The sequence below is a fragment of the Metaplanococcus flavidus genome (assembly GCF_042675885.1).
Lineage (GTDB): Bacteria > Bacillota > Bacilli > Bacillales_A > Planococcaceae > Planococcus > Planococcus flavidus.
Genome location: NZ_JBHTKI010000020.1, coordinates 34,688 through 51,664, shown reverse-complemented (window position 1 = coordinate 51,664; position 16,977 = coordinate 34,688). Strand labels below are relative to the sequence as shown.

The 16,977-nt window shown below is 43.2% G+C and carries 16 protein-coding genes; 13 read left to right on the top strand and 3 right to left on the bottom strand.

All coding sequences use genetic code 11. The features are described 5' to 3' along the window. Nucleotides 1-300 precede the first annotated feature (300 nt). Nucleotides 301-1,167: a YitT family protein gene (locus ACFQ1X_RS12785; RefSeq protein WP_144840701.1), complete on the top strand. Its 867-nt coding sequence runs from the start codon at nucleotides 301-303 to the stop codon at nucleotides 1,165-1,167. A 502-nt stretch (nucleotides 1,168-1,669) separates the two neighbouring features. Here ACFQ1X_RS12785 and ACFQ1X_RS12780 read toward each other — a convergent pair. Continuing rightward, complete coding sequence (locus ACFQ1X_RS12780) at nucleotides 1,670-2,299, bottom strand: GyrI-like domain-containing protein (RefSeq protein WP_144840700.1); 630 nt, start codon at nucleotides 2,297-2,299, stop codon at nucleotides 1,670-1,672. 16 nt (nucleotides 2,300-2,315) lie between these two features. Further along, nucleotides 2,316-3,476: a CapA family protein gene (locus ACFQ1X_RS12775; RefSeq protein ID WP_144840699.1), complete on the bottom strand. Its 1,161-nt coding sequence runs from the start codon at nucleotides 3,474-3,476 to the stop codon at nucleotides 2,316-2,318. Nucleotides 3,477-3,873: 397 nt separating this feature from the next. Here ACFQ1X_RS12775 and ACFQ1X_RS12770 point away from each other — a divergent pair, with 397 nt between their 5' ends. Beyond that, complete coding sequence (locus ACFQ1X_RS12770; protein ID WP_144840698.1) at nucleotides 3,874-4,158, top strand: hypothetical protein; 285 nt, start codon at nucleotides 3,874-3,876, stop codon at nucleotides 4,156-4,158. 93 nt (nucleotides 4,159-4,251) lie between these two features. Here ACFQ1X_RS12770 and cysK read toward each other — a convergent pair whose 3' ends face one another. Then, a complete protein-coding gene (gene cysK / locus ACFQ1X_RS12765) occupies nucleotides 4,252-5,169 on the bottom strand; it encodes a cysteine synthase A (RefSeq protein ID WP_144840697.1) in 918 nt (305 codons plus the stop codon). A gap of 445 nt (nucleotides 5,170-5,614) precedes the next feature. Here cysK and ACFQ1X_RS12760 point away from each other — a divergent pair, with 445 nt between their 5' ends. The 11 genes from ACFQ1X_RS12760 to ACFQ1X_RS12710 all read left to right on the top strand — a co-directional run bounded on the left by ACFQ1X_RS12760 (nucleotide 5,615) and on the right by ACFQ1X_RS12710 (nucleotide 16,859). After that, nucleotides 5,615-7,051 carry an amidase gene (locus ACFQ1X_RS12760; protein ID WP_379082837.1) on the top strand — a complete coding sequence of 479 codons (1,437 nt, stop codon included), beginning with the start codon at nucleotides 5,615-5,617 and terminating at the stop codon, nucleotides 7,049-7,051. Between the two features lie 567 nt (nucleotides 7,052-7,618). Continuing rightward, the gene (locus ACFQ1X_RS12755; protein ID WP_144840696.1) at nucleotides 7,619-8,875 is read left to right on the top strand and encodes a S8 family peptidase; all 1,257 of its coding nucleotides are present in this window, start codon (nucleotides 7,619-7,621) and stop codon (nucleotides 8,873-8,875) included. 86 nt (nucleotides 8,876-8,961) lie between these two features. Beyond that, nucleotides 8,962-10,191, top strand: coding sequence for a helix-turn-helix domain-containing protein (locus ACFQ1X_RS12750; RefSeq protein WP_144840695.1), 1,230 nt, complete (start codon nucleotides 8,962-8,964; stop codon nucleotides 10,189-10,191). Nucleotides 10,192-10,197: 6 nt separating this feature from the next. Then, nucleotides 10,198-10,359: a hypothetical protein gene (locus ACFQ1X_RS12745; protein WP_379082833.1), complete on the top strand. Its 162-nt coding sequence runs from the start codon at nucleotides 10,198-10,200 to the stop codon at nucleotides 10,357-10,359. A gap of 145 nt (nucleotides 10,360-10,504) precedes the next feature. Beyond that, complete coding sequence (locus ACFQ1X_RS12740; protein ID WP_144840694.1) at nucleotides 10,505-11,161, top strand: reverse transcriptase-like protein; 657 nt, start codon at nucleotides 10,505-10,507, stop codon at nucleotides 11,159-11,161. 203 nt (nucleotides 11,162-11,364) lie between these two features. Next, nucleotides 11,365-11,784, top strand: a complete 420-nt coding sequence (locus ACFQ1X_RS12735; protein WP_144840693.1) for an organic hydroperoxide resistance protein — start codon at nucleotides 11,365-11,367, stop codon at nucleotides 11,782-11,784. A gap of 84 nt (nucleotides 11,785-11,868) precedes the next feature. Further along, nucleotides 11,869-12,306: a MarR family winged helix-turn-helix transcriptional regulator gene (locus tag ACFQ1X_RS12730; RefSeq protein WP_144840692.1), complete on the top strand. Its 438-nt coding sequence runs from the start codon at nucleotides 11,869-11,871 to the stop codon at nucleotides 12,304-12,306. A gap of 31 nt (nucleotides 12,307-12,337) precedes the next feature. Next, nucleotides 12,338-12,814 carry a glutathione peroxidase gene (locus ACFQ1X_RS12725; protein WP_144840691.1) on the top strand — a complete coding sequence of 159 codons (477 nt, stop codon included), beginning with the start codon at nucleotides 12,338-12,340 and terminating at the stop codon, nucleotides 12,812-12,814. A 272-nt stretch (nucleotides 12,815-13,086) separates the two neighbouring features. After that, entirely contained in the window at nucleotides 13,087-13,887 is an 801-nt protein-coding gene (locus ACFQ1X_RS12720; RefSeq protein WP_144840690.1) for a DUF4397 domain-containing protein, read from the top strand. Next, nucleotides 13,829-14,506 carry a class F sortase gene (locus ACFQ1X_RS12715; protein WP_379082918.1) on the top strand — a complete coding sequence of 226 codons (678 nt, stop codon included), beginning with the start codon at nucleotides 13,829-13,831 and terminating at the stop codon, nucleotides 14,504-14,506. Before ACFQ1X_RS12720 ends, ACFQ1X_RS12715 begins: the two co-directional genes overlap by 59 nt. A 250-nt stretch (nucleotides 14,507-14,756) precedes the next feature. Beyond that, nucleotides 14,757-16,859 (top strand): sensor domain-containing protein, encoded by a 2,103-nt coding sequence (locus ACFQ1X_RS12710; protein WP_144840689.1) that lies wholly within the window; start codon nucleotides 14,757-14,759, stop codon nucleotides 16,857-16,859. Nucleotides 16,860-16,977 lie beyond the last annotated feature (118 nt).

Here is a 16,977-nt window from a genome sequence, read left to right as displayed (position 1 = left end):
TTCTTTATCTATGTCCTATTCTGTTTCTTCATCTGTAAATCCTTCAATATTCCGACTATAAGCTGTTTGTCAGCAAGGATCCACAGCTGGATAACGATAGTTGAGAATTCGTCGGAAAAGGTAAAGAAACTTGAACGATAAAGCTTGCAAATGGGACCGTCTATCCCCTATAATTTGAAACATTGTGCCAGAAGTGGGCAACAGTATCATTCTCTTTCATAAAAAGCCGAATGCATCTGCGTGGCTTTTTTTTCGTGGCCACCATTAAATATTAGAATAATAAAGGAACGAGGAATTTGCATGGATAAAGTTTATAGCTGGCTGATCATTTTTGCGGGATCAGTATTGCTCGGATTTGCATTTAATATGCTTTTATTGCCACATGGAATTTTATCAGGAGGAATAACCGGTGTTGCCATGATCTTCAGTTTGATGACACCGATCAATGCAGGGATTTGGCTGCTGCTCCTTAATATACCGATACTGATCCTCGGATGGATGAAGCTGGGTAAAATGTTCATCGCCAACAGCATTTTCTCAGTGGCCGTCACGTCGGTCTCTATGCTGTATATTCCGGTGATGAAAGTGACGGAAGACGCATTATTATCATCTGTTTTTGGTGGGGTGCTGGTCGGAATCGGAGTAGGTTTCATTATCCGTTTTTATGGTTCAACAGGCGGTTTCGATGTCGTCGGATTATTGATGACCATGAAACGCGACATTCCACTGGGCTTTATGGTATTTGTGCTGAACAGCCTCGTCGTTTTTATTTCAGGTTTCATTTTTAACTGGGAACTTGCAATGTATACGATGGCGTCGATTTACATCACGGGGTTGGTGGTTGACCGGATTCATACACGCCATATCAAGCTCAGTCTGATGGTTGTCACTGGCAAAGGCGACGAAGTGAAGTCAAAATTGCTGGAAAGCCTTTACCGCGGCATTACAGTTACTGATGGGGAAGGGGCCTATTCAGGCAATAAAGTAAAAGTGCTTTATACCGTCATTTCCCGTTACGAATTGGCGTTTGTGCGCCCGTTGATCAAATCCATTGACCCTAACGCATTCGTCAGTATCAACGAGACGATGGAAGTCATGGGCAATTTCCGAAAAGACGATAATTTCAAGAAAACTCCCATCGTGACCGGGGAGGGCCGCTCTGCATAAATGCAGCAGCGTTTTTTTGCCTATTAATCTAAAGAAAAGCCAAGTCGAATGACTTGGCTTTTTTCAGCTTGTTGAGAAAGAAACATTAAAACCGATATTCCGCAAAACAGCTTCGCTTGCCTGGGGGCTTGTTCTGAGCTAACTCGGTCTCGTTTCACTTCGCCCGAGTGGATCTTGCACTTCGTCGGCATTCGCCTGCTCCCCTGGGCGTCTGCGCTGTTTTGCTCCATATCTCAGATTACTTTCTATAAAAGAATATACGTTTAAGTGTGTTGTAATCTAGAAAGTGGAGACTTTCATTCTGCTGTACACAACAGAATGAAGCGTCAGGCGGCGACTCCTGCGGGAACCAGAGCGAGCCTGAGACCCCGCAGTGAGCGAAGCGAATGAGGAGGCTTAGGCCGCTCCCCGCGGAAAGCGTCCGCCTAGAGCGAAATGATTGGAGAACTTGTCGGTTTCTCGACAGCTAAAGAAAAGCCAAGTTGAGTGACTTGGCTTTTCTTTATAGCATGATCTTTTCCACTTTACAGCGGAGTACAGTTTTCAGTTTGGCGGGAGCCGTTTTTCGAAAATCATTCAAATATATTTCTTTATGCTTTTTACTGCTGCGCTGCAAGTCGTTTTCCTCCAAAAAGAGGTCGATCTTTTCGAACGAAGCCGGTTCATCATCAAAGGGACCTTCATGCAGAATCTGAACAGCCAGTCCTTCCTCAAACTCTTCAAACACCACTTCATTCAACAGCTCATTATGCTTTTTACGGCCAGCCATTTCAAATGCTTTCAGTATGGTGCCGTTGTCGGCAAAATCCGGCTGTCGGATCATCAACGTATACAATAGTTCACTTTTATCAAGGGTATTCAGTTTTTGTCCTTTTTCGGTCAGGCTCCACACAGCTTCCAGCGGATAAACTGTGTATTCATAGTAGCCGGGAGGAATGAAACCGTTTTTTGGCATCATGCGAATCGTATAAGCTAGGGAATAAAGAACTTCTATCCGCTTGGCAAAATCCGCCTCATTCGGATCGCCTTTGCCCTGGATTGCAAAAAATCGCTGTTTAGGGACCTCGATCAAAACAGGGGAAGTAGGTGGCAAATATAATTCCTTTTCGGCTTTCCGCCATTCATGCTTCATAAAATCCTCCTGTCTTTTATTGTGAGTGTAAAGACTGGTCGATGAACTCCAAATCACTGATCCATGAAGTTAAATGTGTTTTTGCTTTGGCGTTCAATTCAGGGTGGACATTTTCCAATAAATCAATTTTAAACCAACTGTAATTTTTATTTTTTACAAAAGTGTTAGTGAACGAAGGATCTTTTAACTCGATATGAGCAGATCCGGATCCGACGGTCTTTTCCACAGTGATTGTGGCAATGGTTCCTATTTGGCGAGGCACTTTGTTTTGGCCGGACAGGAAATTGCCCAGGGAATAAATGACGTAGACTTTCCGGCCGTCAGTTGTCTCAATCCAGGCAGGCGGCTGCAATACATGCGGATGATGGCCCAGTATGAGATCCGCTCCGTTCTCTGCTGCGAAATGTGCCAGTTCAATCTGTTGCTCATTGGGCATGTGCTGGTACTCTTCACCGAAGTGCAGATTCAGCACCACTACTTCTGAATGCTCCTTTGCACGTTGCAGGTCTGCTTTGATCAAATCCTTATCGATCCGATTTACCAGGTAATCTCTCCCGGCAGGAGTGGGTACACCGTTCGTGGCATAGGTATAGGCAAGAAATGAAAATGTGATATCGTTTGCAGTCATCAGCGTCAGCTGATCCCGCTCTTCTGCAGATAAATACGAACCCGTACGCTTCATACCGATTTGGTCCCAGCGATTGATGGCATTTTCAATTGCCCTTACGCCTCTGTCAAGCGTGTGATTATTGGCCATTGCAACGACATCAACCCCGACATCCTTCAATGTATCGCCAATTTCAAAGGGGCTGTTAAAGGATGGATAGGTCGACACACCGATACCGGATCCACCCATGATGCTCTCGGAATTGGCAACCGTAATATCAGCCTGTTCCAAATAGGGTTTAATTTTTTCGAACATTGGACCAAAATCATAACCATCTGGAGTTTTGGCAGAATTATAAACAGTGCCGTGGAGCAAAATGTCACCAACTGCAGACAGGGTCGCTGTTCGTGTCCGGGAAAACTCCACTTGTCCCAGCGTATAATTCCGGGTTTCAAATTCCAAATCTTCCATGATAAGGACTGTTGGAACTTGACTAACTGCACATCCCGCCATAAGAAGAGCGGAAAGCAGTATGAGCACGAAAAAGACAAATGAACGGAATGGATTCATTAGGACCGCCCTCCAGGTAATGTAATAGTTACAAAGTCAGGAAGAATTGGATGCAATAATGAAAAAAGACAAAAAATTGTGAATTAAGTTGATTGTTATTAATATGATACAATAACGGGTGTCTATTTACTAGTTCATATTATATAAATTTATATTTCATTATTGTAAATAATGGATAAAAACTATATTGCTAAAAGATAAAAGTATTAATATTTGGATGAAATTTTAACTTGTCAGTTTTATTTTTTAAAGCGTAATTTTATTTTTATGGATAATAATATTAAGAAAGAAATAATTTAGGGGTATTCATTCCATTTTTTAGAAAATCAAGTATACTGAAATTAAATAATATATTTTGGAATTAGAACAAAAATTTGATGGGCTCGGGAGTGAGGGAATGGTGGAAATTATTTTGGAAGTAATCGCATATGTTTTTTCATATTTCGTCACTCCGCAAAAGAGACTGGAGAAGAATGTGAAGGTTCTGAAGAACGAACGATGGTTTGCAGAACTGGAAGATGATTTTCGCTATAACCACCTCATCTGGAATAACCGTACGGTGATCCGTTACCTTGCTTTGAACAGTAATGTGGACAAACTTCTTAAAGATGATGATGACGAAAAAGCGAAGTTCAAAAAGCTTCTGACCTATGAACATGTAAAGTTCATCACAGCGCCTTAAGCTTTCAAACAGTAGTAATGCATAGGTTTTAAGACGATAAAAATGCCGAAACCTGCAAAGGTTTCGGCATTTACTATTTCTTTTTAATAGAGCCTACTCAAACAGATTCATACTGAGGTAACGTTCGCCGGTATCCGGAGCGATGCACAGCACTTTTTTCCCTTTGCCCAATCTTTTGGCAATTTCAATTGCGGCGTAAATGGTGGCGCCTGCAGATGGGCCGACAAAGACCCCCTCTTCTCTTGCAACTCTGCGGAAAATATTGAGAGCATCCTCATCTTCGATGGCGAAAATTTCATCATAAATTTCCGTGTTGAGAATATCCGGAATAAATCCGGGGCTGGTGCCTACCAATTTGTGTTTCCCCGGTTTTCCGCCTGACAGTACTGGAGAGCCTTTTGGTTCAACAACGGCCACGAACAGCTCGGGTAATTTTTCCTTTAAAGCTTCGCCTGTACCGGTAATGGTGCCGCCGGTTCCTGCGGAAGCGACAAAAGCGTCCAGCTTGCCATCCATCTGTTCGAGAATTTCAACAGCAGTCGTCACCCGGTGAATATCGGGATTCGATGGGTTTTCAAATTGCTGGGGAATAAAACTGTTCGGTATTCCAGCTTGCAGCTCCAGCGCTTTTTTTATGGCACCGGGCATTTTTTCGTGGTCAGGCGTCAGAACCACTTCTGCACCAAACGCTTTTAACAGGTTAATGCGTTCTTTTGTTGCGTTGTCGGGCAGCACCAAAATGGCGTGATAGCCTTTGGCAGCGGCCACCATAGCAAGTCCGATGCCGGTATTGCCGCTGGTGGGTTCAATAATTGTTGCACCTTCTCCTATGATGCCCTGTTCCTCTGCGCTCTTGATCATATTAAAGGCAGCACGGTCTTTGACACTTTTCGATGGATTGAACATCTCTAATTTTACATATACATCTGCAGCGCCTTCGGGGACGATGCGATTTAATTTTACGACCGGCGTATCGCCGATCAGATCTGTTATATTGTCCACTGGTTTCATGAATGGTAACAACCTTTCCTGTTAATTGGTGTCATTAAGCTATCTAAGTTGAACTAAAGAATTAAACTCAATAAATCGCTTAGGAGCTGAGAGAGTTGCTTAGATATGGAGCAAAACAGCGCAGACGCCCAGGGGACCGAGCGAAGTGGTGAGATCCACTCGGACGAAGTGAAACGAGACCGAGTTAGCTCAGCGCAAGCCCCCAGGCAAGCGAAGCTGTTTTGCGGAATATCGGTTACTTTAGATTATTTGTTCAACTTATATGTCTTCCGATTGTAGTATAAGTATGCTTTACGGACAAATCCTATGGCTTAACTGTAAATAGCGTTGCAGGAATTAGTCCTATATACTGCAAAGAATAATAGTGACTATAGAATAATTAATATACCTTTATTTGTTAAATAATTGTATAATAAAGCTATTAAAAGAATCGGAGGCGCTTAAAATGGTAAAAACCCCTGAGTTGGTGGATTCCCTGGTTCTGGATTTGGACGCCATGGGTGTGGCGCAGTTAATAATGGAAAAGAAAATCACATCCCGTCAAGCGGTGGAAATATATATAGAGCATCTGAACAACATTAATCACTCCGTAAACTGCCTTGTCGAAGACCGTTTTGAACAAGCGCTTCTGGAAGCTGACCTGGCTGATAAGAGGCTTGCAGAAGGCGACGCATCCGGCGCATTATTCGGAGTCCCCATAAGCATTAAGGAAGCTTTCCATGTCCGCGGCATGAAGACCACCGGTGGTTTGATCAGAAGGAAAGAGTATGTAATGGACCAGGATGCGGAAGTGGTAAACAAACTTCGGGCAGAAGGGGCAATCATTCTTGGCAAAAGCAATACGCCGGAGCTTTGTTTTTGCCAGGAAACCGTCAATAAACTTTATGGCCGTACGAATAATCCGCGGGACTTCCGCAGAACAGCCGGTGGATCGAGCGGTGGTGAAGGGGCCTTGATTGCAGCAGGTGGAGCAGCTGCAGGTCTTGGCTCGGACATTGGCGGCTCCATCCGTTTTCCAAGCCACTTTAACGGAGTGGTCGGTTTTAAATCAGGCCGGGATCAAGTCTCTCAAACGGGGAGTTACCCCGAAGTCAAAGAAGGACTTCAATACAGAATGCTGGGCATTGGTCCGATTACAAAAAGTGTCAAAGACGCAAGGATGATTTACAATATTGTTGCAAAAGTTCCTGCGCCCGCAAGAACACTCAAAAGCTTTATGTTAAACATCCTCCCGGATACCGGTTATCCATTAGCCGATCATACCGCAAAGCTGATCGATTCAATCTCCCAAAAATGTGCCATTGATTTTGAAACCGAACGCGAAGCACCTCCCTATTTTGATGATTCGGCTGGAGTATGGCAGGAAATCATGTCTATTGACGGTGCTGCAAATACACGAAATGAAGCATTTGGCGGCAAGTCGATGAATCTTTACAGTTCTTATATGAAAGAACGATTCAGAGGAACATCCGAAGTCCATCGATATTTATCCTGGGCGTTGATCGGCGGAGCCCTTTTTAAACCTTCTGAAAAACGACTGGAGAAAATCCGTGAATTTTTGCAGCACGGCGATCATATCCTGGAGAATTATTTGAAAGAACGGATTCTGATCATGCCGGTCTACCACAAGACGGCACCGAGACACGGGGTTGTCTACCGGGAGATATTTTCTATTCGTAAAACTTTCCGGCAGTACCTGCCATTTGTTGCCTATGCCAACACGTGGGGCTTGCCGGCATTGACAGTTCCACTCGGCTTTGATGAGAAAGGGCTGCCGATTGGAGTCCAATTGATCAGCAGTAATGGCAATGAAGAAGCCTTGTTCCAAATGGGGGAGTGGCTGGAGCAACATTTTGGATCTTATAAACGAGCGATCTTATAACGATAAAAACCTGTCCTTCAATGTGAAGGACAGGTTTTTAGGTTTTAAGGAGCTATCAGTTGTTTCAATCCAGGTGCTACAGGCGGGCCTTGCGCTAAGACGCAAAAATTTGAACAAATGAGTAGATTCCGATTACGGCGAGTATTAATGCACCAATCAAATAAATAATTAAAGCGTTCTTCAAAGTTGGCCTCCTGAATTTTGTCGAATAGTGAAAGGGATGCTTATTTTGAATAATTTTTCAGAATAATATTTCATACTTTATCACTGTATCAAAGTCACTAAGGATTTTCGAATAACTCGCATCTGGCCCGGCAAAAGGATTTTACATGCCAATTTCATGCGAAAAATATTAATAAAACATGACGGTGACTTTAAATGAAGCAAACAAAGTCTTTATGCCTATTTATTTTTCCCGATGTTTCATAAAAGTAATAATTCTACATTTTTTTCCCAATTACGCTTCAGTAAATCCTCTGGTAACGTTAAATGTGTGGCAGAGCATAGCGGGACGCCGCGGCTCCAGGATTTATTGCCATAAAACTTTTGGGGAAAGGAGATTGATGTATGAAGAGATCAGGAAAGATTTTCACAACCGCAATGCTGGCAATTGCTTTGGTGTTACCTTCAGTAGGGGTAAGCGCAAATGCAGGCAATGACAATGGAGACGAAAAATTCCGGGTACTGGTTGACTCAGCCAATCAGAAAAACCTGAAGAACGCAAAACAGCAATACGGTACACACCGGGAATTCGCTGGTGAAGGGTTTACAACCGATATGAATGAAAAGCAATTCAACGCCTTGCAGAAAAATAAAAATATAACTGTGGAAAAAGTTCCGGAATTAGAAATTGCCACAGCAACGGATCAACCTGAAGCAAAGTTCAGTGCCATGGCAGCTTCACAATCAGCACCGTGGGGCATCAAAGCTATCTATAATAACAGCAGCATCACCAAAACAAGTGGTGGAGCCGGCGTTAATATTGCAGTTTTGGACACGGGAGTAAACAGCAATCATCCGGATCTCCGTAACAACTTGGAACAATGTAAAGACTTTACTGTAGGATCGACTTTCACAAATAATAGTTGTACAGATCGCCAGGGACACGGAACACATGTTGCTGGTACAGCACTTGCTGATGGCGGCACGGGAAATGGCGTGTACGGAGTTGCTCCGGATGCGGATCTTTGGGCTTATAAAGTTTTAGGCGATGATGGTTCGGGGTATGCCGATGACATCGCAGCGGCTATCCGCCACGCAGCTGATCAGGCTTCCGCATTAAATACAAAGGTAGTTATCAATATGTCACTGGGCTCTTCAGGAGAAAGCAGCCTGATTACGAATGCAGTCAATTATGCATACAATAAAGGCGTTCTTGTCATCGCGGCAGCTGGCAACTCCGGATGGAGACAGGGGACCATCGGCTATCCCGGCGCTTTGGTCAATGCAGTTGCAGTCGCAGCTCTTGAAAACACAATTCAAAATGGTACTTATCGGGTTGCTGATTTCTCTTCACGAGGTTACAACCGGACTGATGGGGACTATGTAATCCAAAAAGGTGATGTGGAAGTGTCGGCACCAGGCGCAGCGGTCTATTCTACCTGGTACGACGGAGGTTATGCAACAATCAGTGGAACTTCTATGGCTTCACCGCACACAGCCGGTTTGGCCGCAAAAATCTGGGCGCAATATCCGTCGGCTTCAAATGTTGACGTGCGAGGGGAATTGCAATACCGCGCATATGAAAACGATATCGTTTCCGGCTCTGGTGCTGGATACGGCGATGATTATGCGTCAGGATTCGGGTTTGCTACAGTACAATAATAAACCCAGCAGCAATGGCAGCTCCGGTGTTTCGCCGGAGCTTTTTTCTATGGTATTATTTAATTAATCTGAAAAGGGGTGAGGCCATGAATATCGGGTCCGTAATTAAATATTATCGTTCAAAAAACAATTTGACCCAATCGCAATTGGCTGACGGCATCTGTTCCATTTCACACCTCAGCAAAATCGAGTCCAATACATATACCCCTCATGAATCGACAATGGAAGCTCTCCTTGCAAAAATGGGGGTTCAATGGAAAAAGGAACTGGTGAAAAGAGACCGGATGGAAAGGCAGTTGCAGGATTTCATTGCCTGTTCTTTGCATTACGACCTTAAAAAAATGGAGGAGCAGTACGTCAAGCTTCAGCAGGATGATGATTATATGCAGTCTACCGACCTGGTAAATCGGTATGAGTTGTACAAATTTCGCTATTATTTATACATACAGGATCAATGCAAGGCAGATCGGCAAAAAGAGTTGTTGGAACGCATGAAAAATTCCTTTACGGAATCAGAGGCATGGATGCATAAGCTATTTTTGTCGCTTTACTTTACTCTTATCAATAGAAAAGAGTTGGCGATGGAATGCGTCAACTCCCTGGACAACGGCATCCAAAGCATTCCCCAAAAATTTGAAGGGGAATTTTATTACCAGAAGGCACGGTTGCTGATCATGCACGAGCAATATGAGCTGTCTGCCCATTACGCTGAATTATCAGTGCAATATTTCAGGCTCAACTACAATTACATCCGCCTGCTGCATGCCCAATTGTTGCTGGCAATCAATTACATGAGACGTAATTTGCTGGTGCAGGCGGCAGGTATATTCGAAGTATTGAAGCGCAACACACGATTGACAGACCAGAAAGAATTATACAATCAGACTTTGTATAATTTTGCCGAATTGCTGAAAACAAGAAATGATCACAATCAGGCATTCGATCTGCTGACGGAATTGCATGACATACTTTCCAATGATACGTATTTTTACAAAGCTGTGCTGGTCAGCCTGATTGAAACCGCAGTGGAAATTGGAGCTGATGCATGGGCTTACGTTCGGGAACTGCGGAATTTATCTGAAGGGCCGGAAGATGAGTATTTCCTTTTATACTTAAACTATTTCGAAAAGCGAAACTTTTCCCAACCAGACCTTTTGGTTTATTCAGAAGAAAAAATGTTCCCATTTTTCAGAAAACATGGTTATATAAGAGAAAGTAAGAAAATCGCCCTTGAACTCGCTGATTATTTTCAGCAGGAGCAACAATGGGAAAAGGCGATGTATTTTCAATCCTATTACGATAGAAATGGAGGATGATTTTTTATGAATAAAGCGAAATTGATTTTATTGACAGGATTGGCTGCAGCCATAGTGGTGATGGGGTCATGGGCACCAATGTCCAATCAAGTGGATAATCAGGAAACTATTATCGCTTCTGGCAATGTGCAGCAAAGCTCAATCCCGACTATTTTACCCCCCCTGTGAAATAGAGGGCTGTTCCAAAGCTCCCGGCTTAGGCCTGGAGCTTTTTTGTTTGAAAAAAAGCCGAAACAGCCCCCCGGCAATTTGTTTACGTTACCGGAAACCGGCAATAATGTAGATATAGGCAGGATAAAAAGGAGGCACACGAATGAAAGTCAGGCTCGAATGGAAGTATCGATCTGCCAAAGGCATTGAAACGGTTTTCCGTTCAGATGAGATGCCTGCAGCTCAAAGTGTCCAGATTGCCGAAGATGCGGAACGCACGAACAGGGTCAGTGAGCTCCTGTTTATCGATGTTTTTGATGACAGTGTATGGACCATGAAAGAAATGAAGGCATATTTAAAAAGTATCGAAACGGAACCGCACGATATTACGGTCTTTTTTGATGGGGGATTTGATGTGGAAAACAGAAAATCGGGCCTGGGCTGCGTCATTTATTACAGCCAAAATGGAAAATCATATCGCCTCAGGCAAAATGCGCAAATTGATGGAATGATTTCAAACAATGAAGCAGAATATGCGGCGCTTCACCTTTGCGTACAGGAGCTGGAATATCTTGAAGTGAAAAACATGCCGGTTCGTTTCATTGGAGATTCAAAGATAGTCATTAATGGCATGAGCGGGGAATGGCCGGTTATCGAAAAAGAATTGATCCGCTGGGCAGACAGGATAGAAGCGAAACTTGCCCAACTGGGCATACAGCCGGAATTCGAACTTATTCCACGCAAAGAAAATTTTGAAGCGGACAGGCTGGCAGGTCAAGCGTTAAACGGAATCGAAATAACTGGAACAAGCAACATATAAAATAAATTTTATGGATACAGGCAAGAGAGACGGACGGCTTTCCAGGCAATTTACTGGAGAGCTTCTTTATTATGCAATTCATTCTTAAGGAACCCAATCCTTCAGACTTCTTGAAAAAATAATAAGCATATAAATATACATCGTGCACGATGTAAATTATAGTGAGTTTAGAAAGAAACTTGTTGAATGGAGGAATATTAGAGATGAAAGCACTTTATGAAACGACAATCATCAATACAGGCGGCAGACAGGGCGAAGTATATTCGGAAGATAATATTTTTAACCTGGACGTTGCAAAACCGGCTGCACTTGGCGGGGACTCCACTACAGCTACAAACCCTGAACAATTATTTGCAGCAGGATACAGCGCATGCTTTAACAGTGCTTTGGAGCTCGTACTAGAACGTGACAAAGTGACAGTAGACAGAAGTGAAGTAAGAGCGACAATCTCCTTAATGGGCGACAAAGAAAATGGGGGCGTGAAACTGGCTGCCAAACTGGAAGTTATCATTGAAGGAATCAGTGACGGCAAAAAGCATGAATATGTGGAGCAGGCTCATCAGTACTGCCCATATTCAAAAGCGGTAAAAGATTCAATCGATGTGGAAATTGTCGTTTTATAAATAGCGCCAGTCCCTGGTGAGTACAGATCCCTCTTCTGGGGAGTTGAACTTCGGAGTCTGGGTAGAAAAAATGGAAGTGTTGATATGGACTTTAGCTTGAAACTGGAACAGCAATTGTGTTTTGAAGTATACAAAGCTTCAAGCAATTTTACGAAAATGTATGCAAGAGTGCTCGAACCTTTCAATCTGACTTTTCCCCAGTATCTCGTTTTATTGGTGCTGTGGGAAGAGGAACATTTACTGATGAAAGATATTGGAGCACGCCTGGGACATGGGACGGGCACGCTGAATCCTATCATCAACCGATTGATTGACCAGGGGTGGATAAACAAACACCAATCTCCTGATGATAAACGTGCCTGGGTTATTTCTCTGACAGAAAAAGCAGAAGAAGAGCATAGGGCGATCAGCCAGGCGATTTACGATAAACTTGTCAGCTGTAATTTCCTTGACATCAATGCGCTGAACCTGATGAAAGACCTGAAACAATTAAATGCATTTTTTGTCGAAATGGATATTTAAACGGCCGAAAGAGGCTAAAGGAGAGAGATGTATGAGCATTTATGAATTTACGGCTGCTAAGCCAGACGGAAGCATTTATCCGTTAAGTGAATATGAAGGAAAAACAATGCTGATTGTCAATACAGCTACAAAATGCGGGTTAAGGGATCAATTCGATGGCCTTGAGAATCTATATAAGAAATACGAAAAGGATGGTCTTGTCGTCCTCGGATTCCCATCAGACCAGTTCGGTCAGGAACTTGATGGCGCAGAAGAAGCTGAACAATCCTGCCGGATGAACTACGGCGTGACATTTCAGATGCATGATATGGTGAAAGTGAATGGCAAAAATGCACATCCACTGTTCAAATATCTGACTGACAACAGCAAAGGCTTTCTCGGCAGCAGCATCAAGTGGAATTTCACAAAATTTCTCGTGGATAAGGAGGGCAATCTGGTGGCCCGCTTTTCACCCAAAGACAAGCCAGAAACATTCGAAAACGAGATTAAACAAGTTCTAACAAAATAAAACGACTAAACCCGAAGCCGATATGGCTTCGGGTTTTTGAATTATTGACATAATTAGCTAAAGAATTGGAGTTTAGTATATAGCAGAAACCGCAGTATAGAGGTATTTTGAAGATTTACCTTGATTTACCACCCGCAAACAGTTACTATAAAAGCAGATAAATAATATATTCTGAATTTTTAGAGTCTTTGTTGCATTATTTATCTGAGTAGGTTATAAATAAGTTGTATATTTATTATACAAACACTAAACAAGGAAAAGGAGTGGTTAGATTGAAAAAGATTTTCGTTTCAATGTCCGTCGCATTTGCCTTGGTATTCTCGTTGCTCGCAGCAGGTGTTATGGCGGATAGCCATACGGCAAAACTGAGAGTGGTCCATGCTTCACCTGATGCTCCAGCAGTCGATGTATACATCAATGGAGATTTAACTTTAGAAGATGTTCCGTTCAAAGCGGATTCCGGGTACCTGGATGTTCCAGCAGGTACCCATAATGTAGAAGTTTTTGCAGCAGGATCTGAATATGCGGAAGGTGAAGCGGTTCTTCAGGCAGATCTTACCGTGGAAGCCGGACAGGCATATACGGTTGCAGCGGCAAATTCATTGGAGTCATTGGAATTTGTAGTAGCAGAAGATTCAATGGAAGTAACGGAAGGGCAAACGAAAATCCGTGTTGGCCACTTGTCTCCGGACGCCCCTGCAGTTGATGTGGGAGTGATTGGCGGAGATGCATTATTCAGCGGAGCTGAATTCCCTGGCATTACTGACTATGCAGAATTGGAGCCAGGAACTTACGATCTTGAAATCCGTCTGCCGGATGGCACACAAGTGCTGCCTTTGGAAGGTACAGAATTGGCAGCTGACACTGTTTACAGTGTATTCGCAGTAAACACAGTTGATTCACTCGAAGTAATCGCTTTGGTGGATTACGAAGCAGCGGGTTCTCCTGATGAAATGCCGACGACCGGTTTGGGTGCTCCTGAGCAAACTCAAACAAACTGGATGCTTGTGATTGGTGCAATGTCCGCAGTTGTTGCCGGAGGACTGGTATTTAGAAAACGGTTTCAAAACTAAATTTTCACTGTTCCTGATCGGCGCAGCTATTTTGCTCTCCGGTTGCCAGGAAACGACAGATGAAGTAAGTGTGCGTTCAAAAGATGCAGGCTTTGCAGCGGAGCGGACGTATAGCGCACCGGCGATAACAGCAGGTGCGCCTGCAGAAAATCCGATCAATGCATCCAAACGGGAAGGGCTGGTTCCTGAAAAGATTTCCATTCCTGCGATTGGTGTTGAAGCAACGACATTGCATCTGGGCGTAAAAGAAAATGGGGAAATGGATGTGCCGGAAACGATTGAAGATGTCAGCTGGTTTGAACCCGGTTACAAGCCGGGGGATAACGGGCGCGCCGTTATCGCCGGACATGTTGATGGCCTCGAGGGTCCAGCTGTATTTTGGGATTTGGCCGAACTTGAAGCCGGAGATGAAATAATTGTAGCAGGTGCCGGTGAGAAATTAGTTTTCAGAGTCTATGCAATGGAATCTGTTGACTTAGAGCTTGCCGATATTCAGTCGATTTTCGGATACCGATCCTCACCGGAATTGGTATTGATTACTTGTTCCGGGGATTATGATCATAATCGGGGAACGAGGGAAAAAAGGCTGATTGTTTACGCGGAGCTGATAGAAGATTAATGAAACAGGTGTTTTCCAGAAATGGGAAACGCCTTTTTTTGTGTGTGGAGTAACTCCCACTGAAAAGACTTTATTGGCAAATTTTCAAAACTAAATTTTAATTGGTTAATTTTAATATTATGTAAACTTTTTTACTATTATTTACTTTTATAATCTTTAATTTGGTATTATTGATTTAAAGTAGATATATTTTTGTGGTCTTCGACATCTGTCGCCGCCATAATCTTCATTCCTGGGAGGATTTGTACAAATGAACGACAGATATCGTCCAACAAGAGAATACAAACATGAAATCACAATAAACCATAGTAACGCAGTAGGTAAGTCAAGCAGCTCTATTTCTGAGTTGCTTGTACAACAGGTGCCAGTAAGTATGTACATAATGTCAGAAGAAAAGTTCGTCTATGTAAACGAAAGCCTGTGTGAGCTTCTCGGGTTTCTTGAAGATCAATTTCTGTTAGGGGAAATTCAGTTGAAAGATGTAATCCATCCTGAAGATTTGCCAATTGTTCAGACAAGGATTTTTGAACAATCAGAAACAGTAGGCGAGTCTGTCCGTTATCGGATCAGAATCATCAAAAATGATGGCAATATTATCCATGGAGAATTACATTCCCGTGTATCGGAATGGGATGGTAAACCTGCTTTTATCGGCAGTGTAACGGATGTAACTGAAGAAGTGATGGCACAAAGCCGGTTGAAAGATAGTGAAGAACGTTATAACTCACTGTTCTTTGAAAATCCGGACGCTATTTTTTCTTTCGATATGGAAGGGAATTTCACGAATGTCAATCCGGGAGCACTGGTATTATCGGAATACTCCTATGACGAATTGATGAAAATGTCATTTATGCCAATGATAGTGCCGGAGCATCTGGACAAAGCACTGCATTATTTTGGAGAAGCTTTAAACGGTAATACTAATTGTTTTGAAATCAATCTCTACGGTAAAAACGAAAAGCTTATCCAACTTGAAGTGACAAGTTTCCCTATGAACCAGACGGGACAAATTACGGGAGCGTACGGTATTGCAAAAGATATTACAGCGCGCAACGAAAATAAAAGGCTGCTCGAGGAGATGGCATTTTTTGATCATTTGACGAAGCTGCCCAACCGGAAGTTATTCGAAGACAGATTGTTCCAGGCCTATAAAGTTTCAAATGATAAAGAAGTCGAACTGGCAGTCCTGTTTATAAATCTCGATCGTTTTAAATACATCAATGATTCACTTGGTTATGAATATGGGGATACTTTTCTTAAGCAAATCTCTCTTCGCATGCTGGACTGTCTCAATGATTCAGCCACAGTTGGAAGGTTTGCCGGCGACGAGTTTGCGATTCTGCTGCCGGGTGCCGGTAAAGAAGCAGCTATCGAGTGGGCGGAGCGGCTGAACAGAGTGCTGGCGGAACCGGTGGATGTGCTCGGGCATCAAATCGCATTGACTGCGAGCATCGGCATTGCTTGCACCGGCAAAATTCAGGGAGACATGATCAAGCAGGCAGAGTCTGCCATGCTTTACACCAAAAAATACGGTAAAGACAGTTTCTCACTTTATTCATTTGAATTAAATCAGGAAACAGCTGATAAGTTGACGATTGAAAGGGAATTGAAATCTGCCATCCGCAACGATGAATTTTTAATCCATTATCAGCCGATCATGAATTTGAAAACGGGTGAAGTGAGTGCGATGGAAGCATTGATCAGATGGAATCATCCGGACCTCGGTATGGTGCCCCCGGACCGTTTTATTCCGGTATCGGAAGAAAGCGGGCAGATTATTGCAATTGGAAAATGGGTGCTTTATAACGCCTGTTCACAGAATAGGCTTTGGCAGACGAGAGGCTGTGTTCCATTTCGCATCTGTGTGAATATATCGACCATACAATTGCAGCATCCGAACTTTGTGTCATTAGTGAAGAGCATACTCGAAGAAACAGGACTTGAAGCAAAGTGGCTGGAATTGGAAGTTACGGAAGGCATCCTGCTTGAAGACACCGAAATTTTGAAAGAAAGCCTGCTCAAATTGAAAGCTCTTGGCATATCGATGTCGATTGATGATTTTGGCACAGGATTTACTTCACTGAATTACTTGCGTCAATTTTCGTTTGACCGCGTGAAAATTGATCGCAGTTTTGTGCAGGATATCAACAACGATCTGAATGGCAAAGCGATTACATCCACAATCATCACATTGGCGCATAAACTTGGGATGGAAGTGGTTGCAGAAGGAATCGAAGACTCTGTCCAGCTTGCTTATCTGCGGGAGGAACTTTGCGATGAAGGGCAGGGCTATCATTTTTGCCGTCCGAAAGCTGCCGACCAGCACGATTTGTCGGTCACCAATAAAATATAAAAAACGCTGAAGTTTATACAGAGAACTTTGGTTGAACAGATGAGACGGACTAACCCTTTGCAGATAAAACTGCGGAGGGTTAGCTTTCGTTTTTGATAGAATGTTATAGTAATGAATA